This window comes from Collinsella sp. LCP19S3_D5 (assembly GCF_052121415.1).
Lineage (GTDB): Bacteria > Actinomycetota > Coriobacteriia > Coriobacteriales > Coriobacteriaceae > Collinsella.
Genome location: NZ_JBQKEH010000010.1, coordinates 1 through 26,889, shown reverse-complemented (window position 1 = coordinate 26,889; position 26,889 = coordinate 1). Strand labels below are relative to the sequence as shown.

The 26,889-nt window shown below is 59.9% G+C and carries 19 protein-coding genes, 1 tRNA gene and 1 other RNA gene; 7 read left to right on the top strand and 14 right to left on the bottom strand.

All coding sequences use genetic code 11. The annotated features are described in order from the left end of the window. Positions 1-3 precede the first annotated feature (3 nt). From ACTQXO_RS05555 to ACTQXO_RS05545, 3 genes are all read right to left on the bottom strand, one after another. Positions 4-1,629, bottom strand: coding sequence for a sensor histidine kinase (locus ACTQXO_RS05555; protein ID WP_441545528.1), 1,626 nt, complete (start codon positions 1,627-1,629; stop codon positions 4-6). A gap of 187 nt (positions 1,630-1,816) precedes the next feature. Continuing rightward, on the bottom strand, positions 1,817-3,844 hold the full coding sequence (locus tag ACTQXO_RS05550) for a KUP/HAK/KT family potassium transporter (RefSeq protein WP_427719648.1): 2,028 nt from the start codon (positions 3,842-3,844) through the stop codon (positions 1,817-1,819). A gap of 158 nt (positions 3,845-4,002) precedes the next feature. Further along, complete coding sequence (locus tag ACTQXO_RS05545; RefSeq protein WP_441031956.1) at positions 4,003-4,872, bottom strand: nitroreductase family protein; 870 nt, start codon at positions 4,870-4,872, stop codon at positions 4,003-4,005. A gap of 213 nt (positions 4,873-5,085) precedes the next feature. Here ACTQXO_RS05545 and ACTQXO_RS05540 point away from each other — a divergent pair, with 213 nt between their 5' ends. Further along, complete coding sequence (locus ACTQXO_RS05540) at positions 5,086-7,386, top strand: LTA synthase family protein (RefSeq protein WP_441031954.1); 2,301 nt, start codon at positions 5,086-5,088, stop codon at positions 7,384-7,386. 311 nt (positions 7,387-7,697) lie between these two features. Here ACTQXO_RS05540 and bilS read toward each other — a convergent pair whose 3' ends face one another. From bilS to tadA, 6 genes are all read right to left on the bottom strand, one after another. After that, positions 7,698-8,249, bottom strand: coding sequence for a flavodoxin family protein BilS (bilS, locus tag ACTQXO_RS05535; protein WP_441545527.1), 552 nt, complete (start codon positions 8,247-8,249; stop codon positions 7,698-7,700). Between the two features lie 111 nt (positions 8,250-8,360). Further along, on the bottom strand, positions 8,361-10,220 hold the full coding sequence (locus ACTQXO_RS05530) for an ABC transporter ATP-binding protein (RefSeq protein ID WP_441031950.1): 1,860 nt from the start codon (positions 10,218-10,220) through the stop codon (positions 8,361-8,363). Continuing rightward, a complete protein-coding gene (locus tag ACTQXO_RS05525; RefSeq protein ID WP_441031948.1) occupies positions 10,221-12,104 on the bottom strand; it encodes an ABC transporter ATP-binding protein in 1,884 nt (627 codons plus the stop codon). A gap of 341 nt (positions 12,105-12,445) precedes the next feature. After that, positions 12,446-12,541: signal recognition particle sRNA small type (gene ffs, locus ACTQXO_RS05520), an RNA gene on the bottom strand. Positions 12,542-12,747: 206 nt separating this feature from the next. Continuing rightward, on the bottom strand, positions 12,748-14,430 hold the full coding sequence (locus ACTQXO_RS05515; RefSeq protein WP_441545526.1) for a vWA domain-containing protein: 1,683 nt from the start codon (positions 14,428-14,430) through the stop codon (positions 12,748-12,750). A gap of 202 nt (positions 14,431-14,632) precedes the next feature. Continuing rightward, complete coding sequence (gene tadA, locus ACTQXO_RS05510) at positions 14,633-16,414, bottom strand: tRNA adenosine(34) deaminase TadA (protein WP_441033643.1); 1,782 nt, start codon at positions 16,412-16,414, stop codon at positions 14,633-14,635. A gap of 51 nt (positions 16,415-16,465) precedes the next feature. On the opposite strand from tadA, the gene ACTQXO_RS05505 reads away from it, so the two are divergent. Then, a tRNA-Ser gene (locus ACTQXO_RS05505) sits at positions 16,466-16,555 on the top strand. 2 nt (positions 16,556-16,557) lie between these two features. Here the strand turns inward: ACTQXO_RS05505 and ACTQXO_RS05500 are convergent. Continuing rightward, positions 16,558-17,142, bottom strand: coding sequence for a TetR/AcrR family transcriptional regulator (locus ACTQXO_RS05500; protein ID WP_441033640.1), 585 nt, complete (start codon positions 17,140-17,142; stop codon positions 16,558-16,560). A gap of 211 nt (positions 17,143-17,353) precedes the next feature. Between ACTQXO_RS05500 and ACTQXO_RS05495 the strand changes: the two genes are divergently transcribed. After that, complete coding sequence (locus ACTQXO_RS05495; protein ID WP_441033637.1) at positions 17,354-17,905, top strand: LemA family protein; 552 nt, start codon at positions 17,354-17,356, stop codon at positions 17,903-17,905. A 558-nt stretch (positions 17,906-18,463) separates the two neighbouring features. Here the strand turns inward: ACTQXO_RS05495 and ACTQXO_RS05490 are convergent. Further along, the gene (locus ACTQXO_RS05490; RefSeq protein ID WP_427728837.1) at positions 18,464-19,516 is read right to left on the bottom strand and encodes a branched-chain amino acid aminotransferase; all 1,053 of its coding nucleotides are present in this window, start codon (positions 19,514-19,516) and stop codon (positions 18,464-18,466) included. Between the two features lie 333 nt (positions 19,517-19,849). Between ACTQXO_RS05490 and ACTQXO_RS05485 the strand changes: the two genes are divergently transcribed. Together ACTQXO_RS05485 and ACTQXO_RS05480 are read left to right on the top strand one after the other, a co-directional pair. Continuing rightward, a complete protein-coding gene (locus tag ACTQXO_RS05485) occupies positions 19,850-20,302 on the top strand; it encodes an XRE family transcriptional regulator (protein WP_441033633.1) in 453 nt (150 codons plus the stop codon). Between the two features lie 132 nt (positions 20,303-20,434). Beyond that, a complete protein-coding gene (locus ACTQXO_RS05480) occupies positions 20,435-22,078 on the top strand; it encodes a serine/threonine protein kinase (RefSeq protein ID WP_441033631.1) in 1,644 nt (547 codons plus the stop codon). A gap of 70 nt (positions 22,079-22,148) precedes the next feature. Here the strand turns inward: ACTQXO_RS05480 and ACTQXO_RS05475 are convergent, their stop codons facing one another. Next, a complete protein-coding gene (locus ACTQXO_RS05475; RefSeq protein ID WP_441033628.1) occupies positions 22,149-23,345 on the bottom strand; it encodes an SPFH domain-containing protein in 1,197 nt (398 codons plus the stop codon). A 12-nt stretch (positions 23,346-23,357) separates the two neighbouring features. Further along, the gene (locus tag ACTQXO_RS05470) at positions 23,358-23,981 is read right to left on the bottom strand and encodes a hypothetical protein (protein WP_441033625.1); all 624 of its coding nucleotides are present in this window, start codon (positions 23,979-23,981) and stop codon (positions 23,358-23,360) included. Positions 23,982-24,149: 168 nt separating this feature from the next. Here ACTQXO_RS05470 and ACTQXO_RS05465 point away from each other — a divergent pair, with 168 nt between their 5' ends. Continuing rightward, complete coding sequence (locus ACTQXO_RS05465; RefSeq protein ID WP_441033622.1) at positions 24,150-24,962, top strand: DUF6591 domain-containing protein; 813 nt, start codon at positions 24,150-24,152, stop codon at positions 24,960-24,962. Between the two features lie 90 nt (positions 24,963-25,052). On the opposite strand, the gene ACTQXO_RS05460 is transcribed toward ACTQXO_RS05465, so the two are convergent. Then, positions 25,053-25,700: a VTT domain-containing protein gene (locus ACTQXO_RS05460; RefSeq protein WP_154517831.1), complete on the bottom strand. Its 648-nt coding sequence runs from the start codon at positions 25,698-25,700 to the stop codon at positions 25,053-25,055. A 223-nt stretch (positions 25,701-25,923) separates the two neighbouring features. Here ACTQXO_RS05460 and cysE point away from each other — a divergent pair, with 223 nt between their 5' ends. Beyond that, the gene (gene cysE, locus ACTQXO_RS05455; protein ID WP_441033618.1) at positions 25,924-26,625 is read left to right on the top strand and encodes a serine O-acetyltransferase; all 702 of its coding nucleotides are present in this window, start codon (positions 25,924-25,926) and stop codon (positions 26,623-26,625) included. The last annotated feature ends 264 nt before the right edge of the window (positions 26,626-26,889 follow it).

Below are 26,889 nucleotides of genomic sequence, written 5' to 3'. Positions count from 1 at the left end.
GCGTTACTCCTTATCAAACGAAACGTCGGCGGCGGGAAGCCCAATCGTAAAGACCGAGCCGTGCGGGTCCGCCGCGGCAACCTCTATGCTACCGCCATGCGCCAACATAATGGATCGACAGAGCGAAAGTCCCAAGCCCACGCTGCGATGGCTATCAGCCAACCCATGGTTGACAGTGTAGAACGATTCAAAGATCCGGCCCTGCTCCTCGGGCGCAATACCGGGACCGTCATCGGCGACGGAACATGCCACCTTTCCATCGTTCGCCATAATCGAGATCACGATATGCGAGCCCGACGGCGTATAGGCAATAGCGTTGTTCACCAGGTTCACCACCAGCTGCACCATCAGGCGCGCATCGACGTTGACGAGCGCCGGCTCGTCGCACGGCACCACCTTAAGATCGTGCTCGCGTACGGCCGGATTCACGTGGCGCAGCGCCTCCTCGACGATATCGTCCATGAGCTCGAGCGTGGTCGACAGATGCATGCCGCCGCCCTCGAGCTTTGTGATGGCGAGCAAATTCTCGACGGTGGCGTTGAGCCATTGCGCATCCGAACGAATGGAAAGGAGCATGCCGCGGCGCGTCTGGCTATCGAGCACAGCCGTGCCGGTCGAACCCTGGTCGAGTAGCACGTCGGCATTGCCCGAAATGCTGGTAAGCGGCGTGCGCAGATCGTGCGAGATGGAGCGCAGCAGATTGGCGCGCAGCTGTTCGTTTTTGGCGAGCACCGCCGCCTCCTCGCGGGCCTCCATGGCGCGGGCGCGATCGAGTGCCAGCTCGCCTTCGCTCACGATGGCGTCGGCAAGTGTCCGTTCCTCGTGCGTCAGCACGTCGGGCTCGGCAACGATAGCCAGCACGCCCACCACCGAGGCGGGGTCGCCCGAGCGCACGAGGCCGTCGCCCGTGCAAACCGTCAGGTAGATGCCATAAAACGCCGAGCCGCCATAGGTGGCATCGAGCGGCGTTCCCACATAGGCGGACGCCGAGAGCCGCGGCGGCATCTGGGGCGTCAGCTGGTGCACCGGCGCGGCGTCACCCACGGCCGTGTACGTCGCACGCGGCAGCAAGTCATCATCGTCGGCGTCGGCGCTGTACCACACGACCGGACAGCCCGAAAGACGCGCCAGCTGCGTTGCCATGGCATGCACAATCTGCTGCTGATCGGGACACCGCTGCAGCATGCGGTTGGTCTCGAGCACCATATGCGTGCGACGGTCGCTGGCGGCAGCCTGTGCCAAGGCGCGGCGCAGGGCCAACGCAATCGAGCTCGACACAAGCGAGACCACAAACATGATGAAGAACATGCCGGGATAGACGCGGTCGATAAACGATAGCGAGCAGCGCGGGTCGACAAACAAGAAGTTATAGAGCGCTACGGCGGCAGCCGAGCTCAGCAAGCAATACAGGCGGCTCCAGGTAAAGAATGCGCACAGCTGCACGGCGAACACATAGACGATCATGATGCTCGGCGCGAGACCAGGATGGTCGAGCAGCGCACCCACAATCGTCGCCGCGACCAGCAGCCCCGCCGATACGCAGGCGTCATACAGAGGGCTGCGACGTGTCAGCGTTGTGCGCCGCCACCAAAAGCTATCGGCAATATCGCCGTCCGCACGGACGTCCATCGGCACCCCGCCCCTCTCTTAAAAACAAAAACCACCACAGAGGGACAGCACCTTTGTGGTGGTTTCCCTTGTGGTGGTTCCAAGTGTATAGCCTTTGCAGTCTGCGGTCGTTAGACAAACAGCACGTGCGCGAGCAGGACGCACACTCCTGTCCATCGAAGGCCAACTCCATGCAACCTGTCGGCGACTACGGGCGCTCGTTGGGGGCCAAGCGCTGCATCTTGTTCACAGCCTTGAACTTGGTGAACAGCGGCACATACTCAAAGCTCACGTTGGAGTTCTCCAGGCCGTACCAGCGCGCCGGCGTACCGGCAAAGCGGCGGATGATGTACTTGAGCGTGATGGCCGTGCGCTCGCTCGGCTCCACGTCACTCTCGGGCGCCAGGAGCTTGCGGATCATGACGAACTTAAACGTGCCGATGTTGCCCGGATCCTTGTAGACCGAGTAGTCATGCATCTGCGGCGGCAGCTCGCCAGTGGCGGCCAGATCCTGAACAACCTGGCGCAGGTAGGCGTTCACGCGCTGGTTAACCTTGTAGCCCAGGTACAGATGCACGCGGAAAACATAGTCGGTGCCAAACGTCTCGACCGAATAGGCAAAGGTATGCGGTTCGTCCATGGTCTCGACGTTCACGAACCACCAGGCGCGGGCGCGCTTGGGATGCTTGTCCAGAATCGAGTAGACGATATCGCGGTCGATGTAGTCGGTATTGGTGTCCTTGGTCAGGTACACGATGTTGTCGCTCATAAGCTCATAGCGATCGTCGTCGCGCAGGCGCTTGAGCTGCGGCAGATAGCTGCGCAGCGGCAGCAGCGTAAACTGACGCCGCTCGACCGCCGTGCCGTTGTACCAGCACAGCATAACGCCCATGATGAGCATAGCCATAAGAATAGTGAAATAGCCACCGTGGAAAAATTTGGTGAGCGAACTCACAAAGAAGAAGCCCTCGAGCATAAGGAAGAACACAACGAAGATATACGGGACGACCTTAAGGCCGCGATCAACATGCAAGTAGAAGAAGAGCAGCAGCGTCGTGCACATCATGGTCAGGGTAATCGCCAAGCCGTAGGCGGCCTCCATGTGCGCCGAGCTCTGGAACAGCAGCACCACGATGACGCAGCCCACAAGCATGACGTTGTTGACCATGGGAATATAGAGCTGGCCCTTGGTCTCGGCAGGGTAGAAGACCTGCATGTGCGGCATGAGGTCCAGGCGGCTGGCCTCGGACACCAACGAGAAAGCGCCGGTGATGAGCGCCTGCGAGGCAATGATGGCCGCGACGGTGGAAAGGCCGACGGCAAAGGGACGCAGGCCCGGGGTAAGCATCTGGTAGAAGGGGTTGAGGTCGGCGATACCCATGAGCTCCGGGTTGCCGGCGTTGTTGATAAGCCACGCGCCCTGGCCCATGTAGGACAGCAGCAAGCAACACTTAACGAACGGCCATGTTGCGTAGATGTTGCCGCGGCCCACGTGGCCCATGTCGGAATAAAGCGCCTCGGCACCGGTGGTGGCGAGGAAGCAGCTGCCCAGAATCATGATGCCCGCATGGTTGTTGGGGCTCAACAAAAAGGCGATGCCGCGCACCGGGTTGAGGCACAGCAGCACGGCGGGGTGCTGGAAGACAAAGAACAGACCCGTGCCGCCCAGGAACAGGAACCACAGCGTCATGATGGGGCCAAAGGCGTGGCCGATCTTGGCCGTGCCGATGCGCTGCACCAAGAAGAGCGCAATGATGATGGCAAGCGTGATGGCCACGACGCGGGCCTGATCGTCGCCCAGCACGGCATGGACTGCCGGAATGGTGCGCAGGCCTTCGATAGCCGTAGTCACGGTAACGGCAGGCGTGAGGATGCCATCGGCGAGCAGTGCCGCGCCGCCCAGCATGGCGGGGATGATGAGCCATTTGCCGCAGCGCTTAACCAAGCTGTACAGAGCAAAGATGCCACCCTCGCCATGGTTGTCGGCGCGCAGCGAGATGAGCACGTACTTGACGGTCGTCAGCAGCGTGACCGTCCACACGACGAGCGAGAGCGCGCCGAGCACGAACTCCTCCGTGACGCTTCCGATGCCGCCGTTGCCGGCAACGAGCGCCTTGGTTACATACATGGGGCTGGTGCCGATATCGCCATACACCACGCCCAGCGTGACGAGCATCGCCGAGATGCTCACAGGAATCGCAGCGTGCGAGGCTGCCTCCTTGGCCTTTTGTTCCATAAGCCGGTTTCCTCCCAACTTTAACGTTCGAGGGAATTATAGATAATCGTCCCATGTTTTAATGCACTGTTTTCCCAGCTAGATAAACATTTATACGGCCTTTAGGCCACCGCGGCGATATGGAATGTGACAAAGGGACTGTCCCTTTGTCACATTCGTCATTTTCCGAGCCAGTTTTTGAACCACCACTCCATGGATCGGCTCATCTCGGCCATAAAGGGGCTCGTGTGCTTGCGGGTGTAGATATCCACGACGCGCTCCCCCACCTCGCGGGCATGCGGGCGGAACATCGTGTCCATCTCGGCCACCTGCGCATCCATGGTCGCGGCATCGGCGCGGCGATAGCGCTCCTCGTGCACCAGGTTCACCACGGGATGCGCAATCGCCGGGCGCTCCTTGCGGGGCGTGCCGATGATGAGCATCGACAGCGGCATGGTATAGGGCGGCAAGTCCAGCAGCGCAGCAACTTCCTCGGCGTTCTCGACGACATCGCCGATATAGCAGCTCCCCAGCCCCAGGGCCTCGGCGGCGACCACGGCGTTTTGGGCAGCGATCACGGCATCCTGCGCCGCGATGGCAAAGTCGCCTAAACCCGGCGCGCGGCGGGGCGCCTTGCCCGTGCGCTCGACAAACTCGGGCTCAAAGCAACCCACGTGCTCAAACAGATCGATCCACTTGGCATAGTCGACCACAAATATAAGTGCCCAGGGCGCCTTGGCGATCATGGGCTGGTGGTCGCACAGGTCGGCCAGGCGATCGAGCGTTGTCTGCTCGCGGATACTCACGATGGAATACATCATCATGGCGCCTGCCGACGGCGCGCGGCTCGCCGCATGCAGAATCGCCGCCCGCTGCTCGTCGGTCACCGCTACGGGACGGTCGTTGTCATCGCGCGCAAAAGCGCGCGTGGACGAACGGTGCTCCAAAATGTCCAGCACCGCGTTGCCCGTGGTCTCGACCGGATAGCCGCCCGCGCCCATGCCAGCGCCCACGTCGCCCGCACTCGTCATACAAACCTGCTCGTTCATCGCCTTAACCTCGCCATTTCTTTAAGAAGCCTTTACGTTTCCGTGTAATTCCCGTCCATTATCGCGCAGGTCGCCACTACATTGCGCCACACCGCCACACATGCGCGCTAATATGGCTGGTTGTTGTGCGCAGCCACCAATCGCAGCGCATATCTTGGTATCAATCGGGTAAACCCCCGCTTTCGTAGTTTTAAGTTTGTGAGGAGTCTCAGCATGTTCGCAGCCGCCATCTCGCTCGTCGGTCTTGCGGCGACCGTCTTCCTTGTCTTGCGCGAGGCCAAGGCCATTCGCGCGCAGTCGGGCACCGTTGCCAAGGGCGCTCTTGGATGGAGCGTCGCCTTCGGTCTGTTCCAGGTCTTTTTGACCATTTGGGGCGCCATGGGCCTCGTCGCCCAAAACGAGCCGCTCGCCTTTGTAATGCTCGTTCTGACCAATGCCATCCTCACCGGCTGCGCCTGGGCCAGCATCGCACGCAACCGCATCGCCCCGCGCGTCTTTGCGTTCGCCGCGCCCGACGCCCCCGCCCCCACCGGCAAGCTCGCCCGTCTGCGCGGCGCCTTTGTGGGCAAACCGCTCGTCGCCGCCGTGCTGTGCCTGCTGCTCGCCGGCGTCTTTGCGCTGCTGGGCATGGAGGTCTCGTCCAACCACGACTTTACCTGGGTCTACCCCCTGTGCATACTGCTCGAGTGGGCCATCATCACCACGCTCATGGTCGGCCTGTTCTTCCTGTTCCAGCGCCGCGGCGCAGCTCCCGCCGCCCTGGCCTTCGCCCTCTTTATCCTGGGCATTGCCGAGTTCTTCGTCATCACGTTTAAATCCATGCCCATCCAGCCGGGCGACCTTTCGGCCATCTCCACCGCCGCCGCGGTCGCCGGCAACGGCTACACCTACTCGATCTCGCTGTTCTGCGTGCTGTCCATGGGCTTTACCGCCATCGCCATGCTGCTATGCGAGTACGCCGGCCTGGTAGCACCGCACCGTCAGAAGGGCGCCGCCAACGCCAAGCGCATGCTGCTCACCAACCTGCTCGTGGCGGTGCTGTGCCTGGGCGGCGTGACCGCGCATGTCACGCTTATCGACTACTACAACACCCTCGGCATCACCGTCTACACCTGGCGCCCGCTCGAGAGCTACTGGCGCGAGGGCTATCTGCCTGCCTTTATTAGTGCGGCACAGTCCATCAAGCCGCCCAAACCCGCCAACTACTCCGCCGACGACGCCAAGGCAACGCTCAAAAAGTATGCCAAGGCCTATGACAAGTCCGATGCCGCCACAAGCGACGCCCGTACCGCCGCCCAAGAGCAGTTCGATAGCGAGAAGCCCACGGTCATCGCCATTATGAACGAGACCTTCTCGGATCTTTCGATCTATCAGGAGATGCACGCCGGCTACGAGGGCCCGCAGTACTTTAAGAACCTGTCCGACTGCCTCAGCCGCGGCAAGCTCTACGTGAGCGCCTACGGCGGCGGCACCGCCAATACCGAGTTTGAGTTTATGACCGGCAACTCCATGGCCAACCTGGGCTCGGGCGTGTACCCCTACACCATCTACAACATGGAAACGACCGGAAACCTGGCAGAGCAGTTCAAGTCGCTCGGATATTCCACGACGGCCATGCACCCCAACCACGCAACCAACTGGAACCGTGAGAACGTCTACAAGGACTTTGGCTTTGACCAGTTCCTGTCTATCAACGACTTCCAGGGAGCCGACACCTTGCGCGGCATGGTGACCGACCAGGCAACCTACGACAAAATCCTTGAGCTGCTCAACCAGAACGCCGACCCGCAGTTCATCTTTGACGTGACCATGCAGAACCACTCGGGCTACGATACGGGCCTGCTGCCGGCAGATAAGCAGATGCACCTGAACATCGACACGACCGATCTGGACGCCAAGACCATCGAGGACGGCACACTCTCCGATGTCGACGAGTACGTCTCGTGCATCGAGCAGTCCGACCAGGCACTGCGCTACTTCCTCAATGCCCTGCGCAATCTCGACCGCAAGGTGGTCGTGGTGTTCTGGGGCGACCATCAGCCGTTCTTCCCGTCCAAGTTCAACGATAAGTGGTTTACCGGCGAGGACGACGCTACGCATCAGGAGCGCCTGTGGCAGACCGACTACATCATCTGGGCCAACTACGACGTTGCCGGCTGCGACCAGACGAGCGAGGTCGACGACCTGTCCACCAACTACCTGTCCACCCAGCTGATGCAGCTGATCGGCGCACCACTGACCGACTACCAGAAAGCGCACATGACGCTGCGCGAGTCGCTGCCCGCCATCAACTCGGTGGGCTACGAGGACGCTAGCCTGCGCTGGGCGCTCTCCTCCAACGTCACCGGCGAAGACGCCGTCGCCGCGGCGGCCACCAAGGCGCGCGAGGATTACGCCAAGATGCAGTACTACGAGATGTTCCGCGACGGCAAGAACGTGTACACCGAGCACCTCCAGACCGAGGCCAACGAGACCGACCCCAACCTGGCACCGGGTACGACCAAGATCAAGTAGCGGGGATCAAGTAACGGGGTCGGGGGCCCGAATCGACGGCAGGCGGAGGTACGGGAAAGGTCTGCTGCTCAAACAGTCCTGCGCAAGACGGGGGCCACATTAAGTGGCCCCCTTTGCGTGCGGAACTCGCGACAGACCTTTCCCGTACCTCCGCCTGCCGTCGCCCCTCACCCGTTGCGGGTTGAGTGGGCTGAAGAGAAACTGCGCTCGCCAAACGCTTGCCACGGTTGCACCCGCGAGTGTCAAAAAAAGCCTCGAGGATTTCGAGGCTTTCGCTTCTGTATTATTTCGCACGCGCGGCAGCGATAGACCTACTCGCCCAGCACGGCCTTTTTGGCGGCTGCCGCCATGTTGTCCAGATCCTCCTTGGTCGGATGGTCCTTCGCGGCAACCCAGTTGTCGAGCAGCATCTTAGCGCGGGCGTTGTCGGGATCTTGCTCGAGCATGGCCTCGTAGCGCCGCTTGACCGCAGGGCCCATCTTGCCCTGGCACATCGCCCAGCCTACAAGCTCGGCATCATTTGCCAAATTGAAGGTCACGCGATCGATAATCTGCTGATAATAGCTCTGGTCGGCGCCAAAACCGCAGGTGCCAAACAAGAAGACGCGCTTGCCGTGCAAGGTGGAGAGCAACGCCGCGACCGAAGGCGTGCACGCGCCCTTGTCACACCAAAAACCGACGAGCACCGTGTCGGCCGCGCAGGCGCCCTGCGCCTCGAGCGCAACCTGATCTGCATCCGCATCGTCGCTCAACGCCGCGGCATGGACAAACTCAACACCCGCAGCCTGCAGAGCGCGCTTGATCGCGCCCGAAACCATCCTGGTATTACCGCTCTTGCTGTTAACCACCAAAGAGCACGTCATAGTCACGTTGCCTCGTTTCCCCCAAAACTAAAGCCACTAATGCAATTTATTAGATGAATATCTTAGTACCAACATGACAGATGTAAACCACCTGCCGCTAATCGGTGGCCCCTACTGGGCAAACTGGCTGCGGTAAAGATCGGCATAGAAGCCGTCTGCCGCCAGCAGCTCGTCGTGTGTGCCGCGCTCGATAATCTCGCCGTCGCGCATCACCAAAATGCAGTCGGCGTTGCGAATGGTGCTCAGGCGGTGCGCCACCACAAAGCTTGTGCGACCGGCCATGAGCTCGTCGAATGCCGCCTGCACCTGCAGCTCGGTGCGAGTATCGATGCTCGAGGTCGCCTCGTCCAGCAGCAAAATCGCCGGGTCGGTGAGCATGACGCGAGCGATGCACAGCAGCTGTTTTTGACCCTGGCTAAACGTGCCGCCGTCCTCGCCAATCACCGTGTTGTAGCCCTGCGGCAGCTGCACGATAAACTTGTGCGCATGCGCGCGCTTGGCAGCTTCGATAACCTGCTCGCGCGTGGCATCGGGACAGCCGTAGGCGATGTTATCTGCCACCGTGCCCTCGAACAGCCACGTATCCTGCAACACCATGCCAAAAGCGCGGCGCAGGCTTGCGCGCGTGTAGTCACGCGAGGAACGGCCATCGACCGCAATGCGGCCGGCATCGATATCATAAAAACGCAGCAGCAAATTGATGAGCGTTGTCTTGCCACAGCCCGTAGGGCCGACCAGGGCAAAGCGCATGCCAGGCTTGGCCTCGATGCAGATATCCTGCAGCAGCTTGCGGTCGGACACGTAGCTAAAGTCCACATGCTCAAAGGCGACCTCGCCCTGCGGTGCGGCAAGCTCTATAGCGTCCGACGCGTCGGGCTCCTGCTCGCGCGCATCGAGCAGCGCAAACATGCGGCGCGCCGAGGCATACGCCGCCTGGATCTGCGTAATGACGTTGGTGACCTCGTTGAACGGCTTGGTGTACTGGTTAGCATAGGACAGAAAGATCTGCACGCCGCCCACCGTAAGCGCCGCCGGCACGCCCGTGATCACGCCCGCGCAGCCGATCACAGCGACCACGGCATAGATGATGTTATTGATAAAGCGCGTGCCGGGGTTGGAGAGCGAACCCATAAACTGCGCGCGCTCGCCCGCGGTGTAGAGCTCGGCATTGAGGGCATCGAAGCTCGCTTGCGCGTTGGAGCCATAGGCAAAGGCGTCGACAAGCTTCTGCTCCCCCACGTACTCCTCGATATGGCCACCGAGCTGGCCTTGGATGCGCTGCTGTGCCGTAAAGCTTTTGTTGGAGAGCTTGGCAATAGCACCGGCTGCAAAAATGGAAAGCGGCGTGACGAGCACCACCACGAGCGTCATGGTCAGGTTGATGGAAAGCATAAACGCGAGCGTGCCCACGATGGTGATAACGCCGGTGAAAAGCTGGGTAAAGCCCTGCAGCAGGCCATCGCCCACCTGATCGACGTCGTTAACCACGCGGCCCATAAGGTCGCCGTGGGCGTGGCTGTCGATAAAGCTGAGCGGCATGCGGCTGAGCTTGTCGCTCGCCTCCACGCGCATGTCGCGCACCGTCTCGTAGGACAGGCGGTTTACGCAGTAGCCCTGCAGCCACTGAAAGGCCGCGGCCCCCACCACGACGAGCGCGAGTCTGGTAACGAGCGGCAGCAGCGCATCGAAGTCCACCTGCCCGGCGGCGACAATCAGGTCGATGCCCTCGCCGACGAGGATGGGCGTGTAGAGCTGCAAGATCACCGAAGCGGCGGCACTCACAAACGACGCTACAAACGAAATGCGGTGCGGACGGACGTAGCCCAGCAGGCGGCGGGTCACCGCACCCACGGGATAGCGCTCGGGATCGCCGGGCTGGCGCGGACCGTCGCCCAGGTCGTTGAGGTTATCGTTGCCGGACACGTTGGCCGTCATCGTGGCGACCGAACCGGAGGATGTGTAGGGATTCATTTAGCAGCCCTCCTTTGCGCAGACGGATGCGGGGGCGGTCGGGGCGCCTGGGACGGGCGCGGGGCTTGGAGCGGGCGTGGGCGCCGTACTCCCCTGCTGACCCTCGAGCTCCTCGCGGCGAAGCTGCGACTGGCAAATCTCTCGGTAGAGCTGGCAGCTTGCATACAGCTCATCGTGCGTGCCCAAGCCCGCGACCGAGCCGTGGTCGAGTACGCAAATCACGTCGGCATCGCGCACGGTCGAGACGCGCTGGCTCACGATGATGGTCGTCAGCGGCAGCCCGCCCTCGGCGGCACCGCACACGCTTCGTTCACGAATGGCACGGCGAAGCGCTGCGTCGGTCTTAAAGTCGAGCGCCGAGGCGGAGTCATCCATGATCAGAACCTGCGGAGAGCCCACTAAGGCACGTGCGATGGTCAGGCGCTGACGCTGGCCACCGCTGAAGTTCTTGCCGCCCGCCTCGACCGGGGCATCGAGGCCCTGCGGCTTGTTGCGCACAAACTCGCTGGCCTGCGCCATATCGAGCGCCGCCCAAAGCTCCTCGTCGGTTGCCGCCTCATCGCGCCAGGTCAAGTTGCTGCGGATGGTGCCGCTCACCAGCGATGCACGTTGCGGAACGGTCGCGACCACACGGCGCAGCTGGTCGAGCGGCCAGGTGCGCGCGTCGGCGCCCATCACGCTCACGCTGCCGGCGCTCGCATCGTACAGGCGCGGGATAAGCGAGACGAGTGTGGACTTGCCGCTGCCCGTGCCGCCGATAATGCCGAGCGTTTTGCCCAGCGGCAGTTCCAGGGTCACATCGTTGACGGCGTTGACAGCGCCGGCGCCAAACGAAAAGCTCGCATGGCTCAAGCTCAGCGCGGGGACTGGAGCCGAGCCGCCCGCCAGTTCGCTCGGCTTGGGCAGCGCGACCGGCTGGTTGCCCTCGTCGGTGATACTCGGCTCACAATTGAGCACCTCGTTGATGCGCGACGCGCTGGCGCTCGCCTTCGTAAAGACCACGACCAGGTTGGCGACGTACACGATGGAGGTGAGCGTCTGCGTCATGTAGTTGACGAACGCCATAACCTGGCCCTGCGTAAGCTCGCCCACGTTGACCTGGATGCCGCCCACCCACAGGATGGCGCACACGCCCAGGTTCATCATCAAAAACGTGACGGGGTTAAGGATCGATGAGAGCTTGCCCACCGCGATGGCAACATGCGCCTGCTCATCGGCGGCTAGGGCAAAGCGCTCGCGCTCGTGGTCTTCGCGCACAAACGCGCGGACCACGCGGGCACCCGAAAGCCCCTCGCGGCAGACAAGCGCGATGCGGTCGAGCTTTGCCTGCAGCTGCTTGTAATACGGAATGCAGCGCGCCATGACAAACCAAAACACCAAGCCGATGGCGGGCGTGCAAATCAAAAAGATCACGCCGAGCTTAAGGTCGATGGCAAGGGCCGCGCACATGGAGCCCACCGCCAAAAAGGGCCAGCGAATGAGCATGCGCACGCCCAGCGCCACGGCAAGCTGCACCTGGTTGACATCGTTGGTGATGCGCGTAATGAGCGACGGCGTGCCAAAGCGGTCGAGTTCGGCATAGCTCAGCTTATTGATGTGCTGGTAGAGTGCGCCGCGAATGTCGGTGCCCATGCCCTGCGAGGTGAGCGCCGCCATCTTTTGGCAGACGAGCGTAAACGAGATGCCGATCACAGCCATGGCGGCGAGCACCATACCGTAGTGGACGACGGCGTTGACATCGCGTGCGCCAATACCCTTATCGATCATCTGGGCAATCACCAGCGGCGTAAGTAGGTCAAAAATCACTTCGATCAACTTACACGCAGGGCCAATCACCATATACCGGAGAAACTTACCACCAAAACGCCTGAGCAGCTCAATCATAGAAGGCGCTCCCTATCATCATCTCTCTTCAATCTGATTCATGATAGTACGGCGAGCCCTGGAGATGCGTAAGCAACTCGTTACAGATGTAAGGGCGACGGTCACTAGCGCCCAAGGCATGTAGCAGCCGATGTTTTGGCAACGCCAGCGAGCGCCGCAAGACACGGGATTCAATTCTTCAGATAAATGCGCCCTCTACGGGTGATTTTTGGACAAAGTGGTCCCGGTGCCGGCGGGCTGTTTGGTGTCTCGCTGGTCCTCGGCTTTGCCTGCGGGATCGCTCGACTACCAAACAGCCCGTCGGCACCGGGACCGCATCGCGGCACCAAAAAGCGCCCGTGCGCTCGATGGATTCGGATGCCCGACAGAGGCTCCTTATGGCTGCTTCCTTCCGGACCTGACCAGATTCGGAACATGTCGTCATCCGAACCCATCGAACGCGCTAGGCGCTCGATATATATTACCTGCTCCCGTCTAGCAGAGCAAGATGCCCCACGGTCAAAAGGAAAACCACATGAGTGCACGGCAGCAAAAAGGCGCGGTCGCAAGTGTGCGACCGCGCCCCATCAGTTGCTTCGCAGAGAGCACTCAAGCGTTGCGTAAGCGCTGGGAAGCGAAACGTCGTTCGACGTCAACGCCGTTACTAATTACGGCGCTTGAGGATAATGCCGGCAACGCAAACGGCTGCACCGGCTACGACCAGCCCAATGACGGGCAGAATTGAGAAGGTATCACCCGTCATCGGCATAGCGCCCTTCTCGCCCTTCGTCGTCTTGACGGGCTTCTTATCGCTCGGCTTCGTGGGTTTAACCTCGGGCTCGGGCTTAGGCTCGGGAGCAGCAACCGTGTAGGTAACCGTCGGAACCGGGAACTCATACGCATCGCCAGGCATGCCGTTGCCGTCAACGGGATGCAGAGTCGCGCTCTCGTTGACCTTAAGAGTATGGGTGCCGGCCTCGGTGGGCTTATTCACCAATACCTCGCTGTACGTAAGGACAACCGGTTTAGCGGGCACCGCGACCTCGTTGAGAGTGAAGACGAGCTTCTCGTTCTCCCCTGCCGTGTACTTGAGGGTGAAGCGATAGGTGCCGTCCGCACGCTTGCCAAAGCCATAGGTGGTCTCGTCGATCTTCTCGGGCGCAAGGTCCTCGCCCGCAACATTCAGGCTGATCTTACTGGCATCGTTCACAAAGTCAAAGTTGTTGCCAATAAGGTCCTCGACAGTCGAGTCGGCAGCGATCTTGTCCACGAGCTTGGCCTTGAGCTTATTGAAGTCGGTGTCGAGCTGGCCGTTGTTGGAATTCCTGGTGAGGTACTGCAGGAATACCTGGCCATCATTAAAGTCGGAGATGTTCTTGTAGTAGACGTTCATGTCGTAGCCGGCCTTGGCCATCGACTGGAACGCGTCGTCCGTGCTCCAGAACGCGACGTCGATGTTGCACGGCGCGTTCACGTCGACGGGGATGGGGTTCGTGGTGCCGTTATTGGCGGCGGCGTCGGTGTACTCGTAGTCGTACTGGGCCCAGTTCTTGTCAGAGTTCTCGTACTGATCGCGATAGTACTCAAGATACTCGCCGAGCTTCTCGGGGTCCTTCATGGCCTCCGAGAAAATGAAGTTAGTGGAGCCGTCTGAGAACTTCTTCCAGGCGTTATTGAGATTGTCCTGGCGAGACTGATACTCCCAGATACCGCCCATCTTGTTCGATCCATAGGGGTATGCAGCGCCGGTCTCTGGATTCTTCTGCTCTTTTGGATTGCCAAACGACCTCGTATACGGTTTGGTGTAATCGCCATTCTTGCAGTAAAGGTAGGTTGCGCCGTCGCTAATAAGGATGACGTGCTTGTTCTCGGCCTTAACGGCAGTATCCGCGTCGAGGATGCTCTTTGCAGCAAGAAGGCCGGCATCCATGTTAGTGCCCGAATGCAGGCTCGAGTTCATTGCGTTCAGGATATCATCATAGCCCGTGACAACATCCGTCAGCGGCTGCTGGATGTTACCGACCTTGTTGAAGAGGACTACGCCGACCTTGATATCCAGGCCGTCTGCCTTGGCCTTCTGGCTGATCTGGCCCAGGAAGTCCTTCGCCTGGTTGTAGATGTCCATCTGCGCTGAGGCGCCGGACTTATCGAGCACAAACACAACGTCGGACGGCTCGGCCTCGCGCTTGCCCGGGAACGAGAGGGTAACCTTGGTCTCCAGGTTCTCGTCAAGCTCGGTCGCCGTCTTCTGATTCTGCTCTAACGTGGACGATTGCCCGGAGCCCCCCACGGTATCGTCTGCGAATGACATGGTCGCCGGAGTGGCCATGCCTAACGTCAGTGCCAACACCGCACCAACCGCAACCGCGCGCTTAAGCGCACTTCCTAATCTGCGCATCCTGACCCCTTTCATGTAATTCCCGTTTGCAGACGGGTGGATACGACACCAGTGATACAGCAATAGTATAGACCGTAAAATGCCAGCGTCATTTACATATATTTACAAAAAAAAACGAGCTGAACAGGCAAATCAGATTGGATATTTATATCTATATGCGACCAAGATCATATGCTCGGGCAGCCCCCTCGCCTGCGCACGCCAAATTGGCTACAGCCTCCTGCATGCCAAGCGCTTCCTCAAGGCTCATGGGCTTGCGACAGACCGGCAGGACCAGATCGACACCCTGCCCATACACCGCATCCAGGTTGTCGGCACGACCGCCCACGACGGCGACTACCGACTTGCCATATCGCTTCGCACGACGGGCCACACCCACCGGCGCCTTACCGGCGGCAGACTGCTCATCCATGTTGCCCTCGCCTGTAATGACCAAGTCGGCATCGTGCACGCACTCGTCAAACCCAATCAGATCGAGCACCGTCTCCACACCCGAGCGCAACTCGGCACCAAGCGCCAGCAACGCCGCGCCCAAGCCACCTGCCGCGCCCGCGCCAGGCACGCCAAGCACCGATCCAAATGTCCGCGCGCCCTCGGGCACACGCAATAGCCCCTGCTCACGCGCCTCGACAATCGCCGCATCGAGCAGGCGACCATAGCCGACCATCCAGCTGTCGTACTTGTAGAGCGCCTCGGCGTCATCCGTCGGCAGGCCCTTCTGCCCGCCAAACACCGCCAGGGCGCCCCGGCGTCCCACGAGCGGATTCTCGACATCGGAAAGCACCACGACACGCGCGCCATTCAATGCCCGAAGTGCTGGTGCCAAATCGATACTCACCACGTGTTCGAGACCCGCAAGACCAGAGGCGATATCGCAGCCCTGATCATCGACCACACGCGCGCCCAGCGCCTGAAGCATGCCGGCGCCACCGTCGTTGGTGGCGCTGCCGCCCAAGCCAATATAGATCGTCTTTGTACCCGCACGAATCGCGCGAAGCATGAGCTCGCCCACGCCATAGGTTGTGGCCGCCAACGCCGCCGACTCCGTGCAAGGCGAGCACCCGATGCCCGCCGCCTCGGCCATCTCAATTACAGCCGACTCGTGTTCGCCGTCCACCAGCATCCGAGCAGACACGCGGTCGCCCAAGGGGCCTGTAACCTCGCAGGTTGAGAGCTCGCCACCGCGCGCGGCGATGGCATCGAGCGTTCCCTCGCCACCATCTGCCAGTGGCAATGCGCGCACCTCGGCATCGGGCCACACACGGCGCACGCCTTCGGCAACGGCCTCCTCCGCCTGCGCGCTCGAAACGCTGCCCTTAAAGGAATCGATCGCCAACAGCACACGGCGGGGCCGGCGCTGCACAGGACCAAAGTTGAGCGTCTCGTCGGCGAGATTCCCAACGCCCGCAAGTGCCTCGGCATGGACGGCATGCGCCTCAAGGCTTAGACCGCAGCCGCACGCGGCGCCATCCACACCGCGCAAACCGGCAAAATAGCCGCTCAACACCTCACGGCACTCGTCTGCCAGCACGCCGGCGGTCACATTAAACCGATGGTTCAGGCGCGAATCGGCATTGAGGTCATACAGCGAGCCCACCGCGCCCGCCTTGGCGTCGGCCGCGCCATACACGCAACGCCCCACGCGCGCGTTAACCATAAGCCCCGCACACATGCAGCAGGGTTCGAGCGTCACGTAGACCGTACAATCGGAAAGGCGCCAACGCCCAAGCGTCTGAGCGGCGGCGCACAGGGCCAAAAACTCGGCATGTGCCGAAGGGTCCTGGTCGAGCTCACGGCGATTATGCGCCCTCGCGACAATCTCACCCGCACGCACCACCACAGCACCAATCGGCACCTCGCCCACTGTCGCAGCGGCGCGCGCCTCCGCCAGCGCCTCGCGCATGAACTTCTCGTCGATTTCGGTGATCGTCATCGTTCGCCTTCCCTGTTGCAAATTCAAAACGATGCTATCATTACGACTCACGGAGAGATGGCAGAGCGGTTGAATGCGGCGGTCTTGAAAACCGTTGAGCGCGAGAGCGTTCCGGGGGTTCGAATCCCCCTCTCTCCGCCACCTTAGTGATTCACCGGCGTCATGGTGCGCTCAAACAGCGCATCGACCACATCGGATATCTCGGGTCGACGCTCAAGATCGTGGCCCGATTCCCACCAATTTGTGAACACTCGAATAATGCCACCGGCGATAAATTCCGATGTCGTCTCGAGCGAAACGGGCGCCAGGGCGTCTTCGGCAAGCGAGCTCATCACGCGCTCACGGATGGAATGCGCGATGCGGTCGCAAATCATGCCGGTCAGCATGCCCGACATGCTGCTCGCCAAAAGGTTATCCATGAGCTGCTCATGCGCCAGTACCATATTCATGGCATCGTCAAAGACCTCATGGCGAAGTGCCCGTACATCCACAAGCGGCTCCGCGTCCGCTGCGTCGGTCTGGTTTTGCGGTAAGCCCGTCATAAGCTCATCGATATAGAAGGCAAAGTAATCGTTTTTATCGCGAAAATGCTTATAGAACGTCGTGCGGCGAATCAGGGCCCGGTCGCAAAGCATGGCAACCGTCAAATCCTCAAACCGATGCTCTTCCAAAAGCTCGGTAAAGGCGTCGAACAGGGCACGATAGGTTTTCTTGATGCGAAGGTCCATCCGTATCACCATCCTCAAGGCGTAGACAGCATTCCGTAATTTGTCGCATATCTTACACCTGTACCACCCGTTCGATATTGGCGCCCCCTCCCTGGTTGAAACAAAACGCTTACCGGAAAGTTCGGCACCGCCAAAGGTTGCGGGTATACTAGATACGTTATACCAACAACGGCCGGCGCAAAACGCCGCTGCCATTCGAAACGGAGACATCATGCTTCCCGTCATCATCGGTATCGTTGTTGTCGTTGTGATCGGCTGCGCCATCGCTGGCATCTACAACAACATGGTTACCAAGCGCAATCGTATCGATAACGCCTGGCAGAACATCGACACGCAGCTGCAGCGCCGCAACGACCTGATCCCCAACCTGGTCGAGACCGTCAAGGGCTACGCCAAGCACGAGCAGGACACGCTCGCTGCCGTGATCAACGCGCGCAACACCGCCGTAAGCGCCACCACCCCCGAGGCCAAAATGGAAGCCGACAACGTGCTGACCGGTGCACTGCGCCAGCTCTTTGCCGTGGCCGAGGCCTACCCCGACCTTAAGGCGAACACCAACTTTATGCAGCTCCAGGCTACGCTCGAGGACACCGAGAACAAGGTGAGCTACGCGCGCCAGAGCTACAACGACTGCGTGCTCAGCTACAACAACGCCATCCAGACGTTCCCGGCCGTTATCTTTGCCGGCATCTTCCAGTTTAAGGAGCGTCAGGGCTTCGAGGCAGTTGAAGCCGCCCGCCAGGCCCCGACCGTCAAGTTCTAACAAGTTGGCAACGCATCCTGAATCGGCTATATACATAAACCGCATAAACCGTCCCGTCGAATGCATACTTCGGCGGGACGGTTGCTTTTTGCCCACAGGTACCCCAGAGGGCGGCGTGCAAATTTTGGAGTTTTCAGCATCCTGGAGCCCAAAGGAACAGGAACGGGCCCACAAAACCGCGTTGAAAACCCTGATTCTGAGCCCTCAGCACCTCAGGGATCACTCATTTTCTACAGGATGCGGCTCACGGCGCCTGACTTTCGCCCAAAATCCCGTATGCATGCGCACCCGGCTGCTGAAAACTCCCAAAAATGTACGCCCCGTCCCACCCCAGGCGAGCGGCAACCGGAAAACCGCGCACGCACCTCTTCCTGGTGCGCGGTTTTCCTACAGAACTGCGCGGGGTCACTAGGGCCAAGCTCCTTATGGAGCCCACACTCAGGCGCACTCCGCAGGACGAAAGAACCCCCGCCGCACGTAGTGCGCAGCGGGGGTTCTTTCATGCCCGAGGACGCGCCGGAAAGAAAGGTCGCCCTCGGGCCGAACATACAAGACAGCTTACGCGACGGTGTAAACCCAGTTGTGCTTATCCTCAACAGCACCAGACTGAATACCAGTCAGGGTCTCGCGAAGTTTCTTCATAACAGGGCCGATCTCGGTGCAGCCAGCCGGGAAGGTCACGGTCTCGTCGGCACCATAAACCTTGTTGTCAATCTCGCCGACCGGGGAGATAACAGCAGCGGTGCCGCACAGACCGCACTCGACAAAGGTGCCGGCCTTGACCTCGGCCCACTCGACGGGACGCTGATCAACGGTCATGCCCAGGTCCTGAGCGACCTGAACGAGCGAGCGACGGGTGATGGAGGGCAGGATCGAGTCGGTGTGCGACTGCGGAACGACGAGGGTGCCGTCCTCTTTCACGAACAGGACGTTGGCGCCACCGGTCTCCTCGACATAGGTGCGAGACTCGGAGTCAAGATACAGGTTCTCGGCATAGCCCTCGCGATGGGCCTCCATCGTGGGCTTAAGGGACATGGCGTAGTTCAGGCCGGCCTTGATGTTGCCGGTGCCATGCGGGGCTGCACGGTCATACTCGGAAACGCGCAGCTTAACGGGCTTAAGGCCGCCCTTAAAGTACGGACCGACCGGAGTCACGAGAATGCGGAACGTGTACTCAGGAGCAGGAGCCACGCCAATCACGTCACCAGAGCCAATCATAAACGGACGCACGTACAGGGTCGCACCGGAGCCGAAAGGCGGAACCCAGGCGGCGTTGGCAGAAACGACCTGCTTGACGGCCTCAACGAACTTGTCCTTGGGGAACGGGGGCATCTCGAGGCGCTGGGCAGAGTTATACATGCGCTCAGCGTTCATGTCGGGACGGAAGCAGACGATGCTGCCATCCTCGGCGGTGTAGGCCTTCAGGCCCTCAAAGACCTCCTGGCAGTAATGGAAGATGCCGCCGCACTCGGAGACATGCATGGTGTGGTCGGTGGTCAGGCCGCCCTCGTCCCACTCGCCATCCTTCCAATGAGCCTCGTAGCTGTAATCGGTCTTCATGTAGCCAAAGCCGAGGCTACCCCAATCGATATCCTTCTTCTCGACAGTCATATGTCGCTCCTTACATACACAGTTGCATACTCGCGAACCCGCACGCAAGGACCGAGGCCGACCGTGTCGCAACGTCGCACGCCCGGAGCGTAGAGCCGGACGGGACACGCGGGCAACATCGAAGCCGATGGCACGTCGATTCGCATGGACGAGATTGTACTCCCCGCGCGCGTCGGATAAAACGTTTTTCTTTAACTAAGTAAAGTATTTTCATTTGCTTCGGAATTCACCAGGGTAAATAGGCGTCCTCCAAGCCGCGGCGTCCACTCGCCCCATGCGCCCCGCGACCGCCCTATCGATATACTCTAAGTCGAGACGATGATTGGAGCCCCCTTGGCAACTCAGAACAAACGCGAACACTTGACGGAAGACCTGCTCAAGCGGCTGTTGGCCAGTTCGAGCATCGACGCCTATCTGGACGAAGGCGAAACCGTCGACCAAACGCTTCCCTCGTACTTGCGCCGCCTCATCGACGAGCGCCGCATCAAGCGCTCGGACGTCGCACGCAACTCGGGCCTTAACCCGACCGTTGTGTACGACATCTTTGCCGGCAAAAGCCGCCCCGGCCGCGACCACGCCATCATGTTGGCACTCGGCATCGGCTGCACGCTTCGAGAGACGCAGCGCCTTCTGAGACTCGACAGCGTCGCCGAGCTTTGGTGCAAGGATCGCCGCGACGCCATCGTCATCTGGTGCATCGAACGCGGCATGAGCCGAGCGTGCACCGACGACGAGCTCTACCGCCTGGGTGAAAAAACGCTTCTGGGAACCAACCCGCTCAAATAGACGCCCACGTCCGCGCGAGCCCCGCGGCTCTATCGGCTCCATACGCGATTCAGTTGCCAACTGAACAAACAGAACAATCGTTGGCATATTATTTTTGGGGCATTTGCCCAGCTACCATGAAGGGAGGACGGCTTGAACGACAACCAGCTCATGCATGCCATGAGCCTTGACGACACCTATCGCGTCGAGCAGGTGCTCGCGCGCGGCGAAGACGGCATTACCGAACTCGTCACGATTGACGGAGCCGGTCCCTTCGTGCGAAAGAAGATTCGACAGGAGCTTGCCCGCCGCAATGTATGGTCGGCACTCACAGAATGCAGCTCGCCCCGCCTTCCCCGCGTTGAGGCGACCTACGAACTACCCGAGCACTTTGTTGTCGTCTACGACTTTGTGCCAGGTCGGTCGCTTTCCAAAGCTATCGAAACCGATGGGCCGTTGACGCCGGAAGAGACGACATCGCTTGGCATCGAGCTTTGCGAGGCGGCCGAGGAGCTCCACAGACATGGCATCGTCCACCGTGACATTTCCCCCAACAATATCGTGGTTGCCGCGAACGGCGCGCACCTCATCGACCTCGGTATTGCCCGCATGCGCGTCGAAGGGGCAAGCAAGGACACGACTTCCCTCGGAACTTGGGGGTTCGCCTCGCCCGAACAATACGGCTTTGCCCAGACCGATGCGCGAAGTGATGTCTACTCCATCGGACGCGTTCTTGGCTTTGCGCTTACGGGTGTCCGTCCCGATGACGAGGCTTACGAGCAAATTCTTAAGAAGAATCTTGATAATGCACCCGCGACGCTCGCCCATGCCATCACGTGCGCCTGCTCGTTTGAGCCAAGCGCGCGGTTCCAGTCTGCGACCGAGATGGCAGAAGTGCTCGCCGGCTTGTCTCGACCGGGAAACGACAGGGCATCTTCTGGCACAGATGGGCAGGCCGACCATGCCCAAATGGCAGCGGGTACGCATGCGCCTAAGCGCAACCCAGGCAAAAGCAGGACGCGGACCTTTGGCGGCCTGTTGCTAAAACTGACACTTGTCACCGCGATGCTTGCCGGGCTGATGGCAGTCGGCGCGATTGCCATCTCGACATTCCACGCCGACCGAGAAAGCAACAACGGGCCCACGTCCTCATCGCAAGCCGACCAGTCTGACGGCGTTTCGACATCCAAAAAAGCAAATACGGCAAGCGACGCCAGCCTCCTGTCCGCCGAGCTCTCGATCGCGGAATCAGGCTGGTCGGTTGATGGGCACGGGTACGTCCATTTTGGCATCGGCCTTAAAAACTCCGACGGCCCTGCCGCTATCGCATTTCCCACCATTAAGGTCTCCGGATACGATGCGGACGACAACCTGATCTTTACGGATGAGAAAACCTACAGCGCCATCGAGCCCGGCCAGACCGTCTACTTTGGCGATCAGACGGGAAATGGCACCGCTCCCGCGCGCGTTGAGTTCGAGGCAGTCACACCCAGCGGCGTTGCACTTGCCAGCGCCACCGAAGCACCGGTGTACGAAATTTTCGATAGCACCGAATCCGCTGGGGCAGACGGCATGCAGTCATTCTTGGCAAAGCTCAAACTCCAAAGCGCTCCGAGCGATTTTGATAAGACCCAGGTGTTCCTATCGGCTATCCTGCGCAATAAGCAGGGCAACATCGTTGCCGGCTATAACAGTTTTTGCGACTGCCCCTCCGTCGGTTCCACGACCCCCGTTTCGGTCGATGTCCACAATCCGCCCACGCACGCAAGCTGCGATATCTACGCCGCCCAGTGGTAGAACCGGAGGGCACCGCGAATAATTCCGCAGCACAAAGAAGGACCGGCATCGCGCCGGCCCTTCCATACTTCTACAGCCCTAAAATCTCACGCTTCTTGGCATCAAACTCCTCTTGCGTCAAAATCCCGGCATCGAGAAGCTCTTTGAATTTCTTTACGGCCTCTATTTGGTCCTCAAGCGTCCGCGCGGACTCGGCACCACCCCCTGGCGCCTCCTTGGGCTCCGTCGTATCCGGCGTACAGACCGCGCCCGCGCCGCCTTCTACAGAAGCGTTACGGGGGTTGAGCATTCCCGCCAGCCCCATGCCGAGCACCATGCCGCCCGCGGCGCCAAACCCGTTCTCGCGTACGCCCTCGGCAATCATCTGCTGAGCCGCCACATCGGCTGCCTGCTTAGAAACCCCCTCGTAAGCGCTAACATCCAGCTTCTTTTTCGCATAGCTCTTGATAAGCTCGCGCGACTCATCGGAGAATTCAATGTTTTCGATGGCGACTTGCACAAGCTTGATGCCAAAGCGATCTTGCCATGACCCCGCGTTATCGCCCTCGTCCAGGATCATATGGCGAATTTCGTTGACGTGTGACGGCAGCTGCGAAATTCGGACCTCGAACGACATGGCATTCGTGGCCACGATGAGCGAAGCCAGAAACTCTGCAATCAGCATGCTCCGTGCTCGCGGGTCGTCAAACGAATAGCTATAGACGTTCGCAGGAAGAAAATTCCTGATAAAACGCTCGGCATCCACTACCTGCAGCGACAGCTGACCATACGCGAAGACCTCAAGATCCGCGCCGTAAAACAAGTCGTTATACGCAAGCGGTCCACGCGTGCCAAACCTGATGCCGCGGATTTCACGCAGATTAACAAACGCCACACGCCTCTGCGACGGTGACATACCAGCATAGCCGACACGACGCGCTGCCTGTCCGAGGACCATTTTGAGGACACCCTGCTCCTCACGGTCGTGGTCATCAAAAAGCGACGCTTCGCCGTCGCGATACTCAAAACCGCCCGGTTCCGTTATAACTTGCTCGATGCCCGCCTGACTAAAAATAAACGCCGCGGTGTTCTCGGGAACAAAAATGAGCGAGCCGTTGGACAGAACGTCACTCGATCCGTAGTTTCCGCCACGCCCGTTTTGCCCAACCTTACGCACCCCCGGAGCGACAACAACGTGCTCGTCAAAATGACTGGCAGTGACAATATCTTTCCATTGATCGGCAAGGACGCCGCCAAGCGAGTCAATCGCAACATTTACAATACCCACGATTACCTCACCCTACAGCACAAACTTGGTGTCGCAGTACGAACAAACAACGCCTTGGCCTTTGCGCCCCGCGACGGGCGCATGGCATCCGGGACACTTTGCTGTCACCTTTGCGGCCATCTTCTCGGCATGAGGCTTTTGCGCCTTCAGAGAAGCACCCAAGGCACTGCCAATGGAGTCGCCAACTGCCCCGACAACGCCCACGGCACCGTCTACAAAATCTGCAATCTCTGCCGCAGTGCCCGAGGGAAGCTCTGAAGTATCGATGGCATCGATGTTGCCCGCCGCCGCGCGGCGCACGCTTTCGGCCCAACGGTCGGTAAGGCGCTTGCCGCCTTCGGTAAAGCTCACCGTAACGGTCTCCTCCGAAAATGCGACTCGCAGCACCGGCGTACTATTCACACGCGCTGCGATAGCCTGGGGAACATCTGCCGAACACAGAATCGAATCGAGCGGGCAGCGCTTGAGATAGCGTCGAGTTTTAAACAGCCCCTCGGAGACCGTTGCGACCAAGATTAGATTCATATTTGTAAGCACGATCTCATCGAGAGCCTCGCTACCAGAGCCAACGCCCAAGCGCACATTCGAGGTCTGCATGATGATGAGTTCGCCGGGTGCCAGATTGTACTCGTCCACGCCGCCATCTCCCGTCCAACGTTTTCCTCCCATCCTAAACACCGGGCAAATAATTTCATCAGCTGCCAACTGAATTTCTCACCGGATTCAGTTGGCAGCTGATGAAATCCCCGCAGCCCACAGGCACAATTCGAAACAGCGTCATCCATATCAAGGAAAGGAAATACTATGGATTGGGAAGCTTCGGGCAGCGGGGATAATGGCGTCCCCCAAACGGTGTCGACACCCGACGGCAAGCCGCCCAAAGGCAAGAAGAAATGGCCGATCGTTCTGGCGGTGCTTGTTATCCTGATTATCTTGGCACGTATCAGCTCGTGCGTGAGCGGCTGCAGCTCTACGGGCCCCTCAAAAACCGTCGAAACATTCACCTGGCCCAGCAGCGGTCTCGCAACCGAACTGCCCAAGCCCAAGACAAACAAGGGCGAGATATACGAGAACAGCTCCGAATCTTTCTCGGCAACGCTGAAAGAGGTCTCACAAGCAGACTACGATAGCTACGTCGAAGCTTGCAAAGAAGCTGGCTATACCGATTTCTCGGGCGAAGGCACCGATGATTTTGAGGCAACGGCACCCAGCGGAGCAAAACTGACCTTGTCCTACTACAGCAGCTCAAAGTCCCTCGACATCGAGCTCGAGAAGCCGCAGGACAACAGCGAACAGGCAGACGCGGCCGACGACACCGATGCGGTAGCCACTGGGTCACAGGCCGAATCCGCCCCAGCCACATCCTCGTCCGATTTCCGTGCCATGATGGACGGCTACGAGCAGTTTATGAACAGCTACGTCGAGTTCATGAAAAAGTACGAGAATTCAGACGACACCGCATCGATGCTTGCCGACTACGGATCGATGATGCAGCAGTACAGCGAGTGGTCGCAGAAATTTGACAGCGTCGATGAAAGCTCGCTTTCCGCCGAGGACCAGGCCTATTACCTTGAGGTCCAAGGGCGTGTGCTGCAGAAGTTGAGCGAGGTCCAATAGCCTCGCACTCAACGCCACATATCGTTCCCACAACAAAAAAGACCCGTCATCCAAGTGGCGGGTCTTTTTGCACCAATCGGTTTTAGACGCCTACGCGTTCTGTTTGCCGAGCTTAGCCTTAACCAGGCCGACTACAGTCGGGATAATCGACACGGCTACGATGCCAATGATCAGCAACTCAAAGTGCTCCTGCACAAAGGGGATGCCGCCAAAGAAGTAGCCCAGCAGTGTAAAGACCGTCGACCAGGTAATGCCGCCCAGCACGTTGTAGATGACAAAGTTGCGCCAGTGCATACCGCCCATGCCGGCGATAAAGGGCACAAAGGTGCGGATAAACGGGAAGAAACGGCCGAGGAAGATGGCCAGATGACCCCACTTGTCCAAGAAGTCCTCGGACTTTTTGATACGCTCGGGCGTCATGGCCTTGACTTTACCCGAAGCGATGATCTTTTTGCCAAAGAAGTGACCGATCATAAAGTTGCACTGGTCGCCCAGGATGGCAGCAGCCCATGCTACGGCCAGCAGGGCCACGATGTTAAAGCCACCGTTATGGGCAAAGAAGCCCGAAGCAAACAGCAGAGAATCGCCGGGAAGGAACGGGAAGAACACCACGCCTGTCTCAACGAAGATAATGAGGAACACGCAGCCGTAGGCCATAAGCGGGCCGGCGGCGATCCAGCTGGCAATCGCGGTGCGCGGGTCTTTGAGCAGCTCGGCGATAAAATTGATGAAACCCATGAAGTAAAACCTCTCAGTTGTGGGCGCGGATACGTCCAAGTTGACCAGTATACGGTTGCGGTGCCCCCTCGTGCGCAACCCCACAAAAGCATGACTCCATTACCAGCAAGTTTGCATAACTGACACCTGTCATGCAAAGCCGCCAAGATTATTCTTCCTAATCCCTAGCGAATCGCTATACTTTATTGAATCGCATTGCCATGGCGCTAAGGGAGGGCGGCCGGTGAGCTTTATCAATACCATTCGCGAGGACATCAAGACCGTCCAGGCGCAGGACCCCGCCGCGCAAAACGGTCTGGTCATCTTCCTTTCCTATCCTGGCCTGCACGCCAAGTGGAACCACGTGCCCGAGCACTGGCTGTGGGAGCACGGTCATCGCTCGCTCGCCCGTGTGCTCTCGCAAATCACCCGCCACATCACCGGGGTCGAGATTCATCCCGCTGCACAGATCGGCAAGCATTTCTTTATCGACCACGCCATGGGCGTCGTCATCGGCGAAACCACCATCGTGGGCGACAACTGCGTGCTCTACCAGGGCGTCACGCTCGGCGGTACCGGTAACGAGACCGGCAAGCGCCACCCCACCCTGGGCGACAACGTCACCGTGGGCACGGGCGCCAAGGTGCTCGGCAACATCCGCATCGGCAACAACGTCAAAATCGGCGGCAACTCCGTGGTAGTCAAGGACGTACCCGACAACTGCACCGTCGTGGGCGTGCCGGGGCGCATCATCAAGCGCAACGGCTGCCGCGTGTTTGAGGAGACGTTTGACGCCAAGCAGCACCGTGAATACATGCCCGACGACGCGGCCGAGCAGTCCGCCCTCAACCGTCAGGGCATCACCGAGAACGCTCGCCGCGTCGCAGAGCTCGAGCAAGAGGTGGCCGAGCTCAAGGCCCTGGTACGCGAGCTAGCAGATCGGTAGCCGCTCCTGTTGCGGAGGCCATGGGCGGTATGCACATGATGCCGGCTGCGGAGACGTGGCCGTAAAGCAGAAAGCGGGGGATTGCACGTTGTCAATCCCCCGCTTTCTTAATTTTTGGGACAAATATACCTGACGACAAGTGTCCCGCGGCAACGGGACTGCGGACAAAAAGTTGGACCGTTGAGGTCCGGAACGGAGTCCGCATGGCATACAGTAGGAGAATGGTGGAGAGGGCCAGGGCGCTTCGCGGCGCCGGGCTCACCG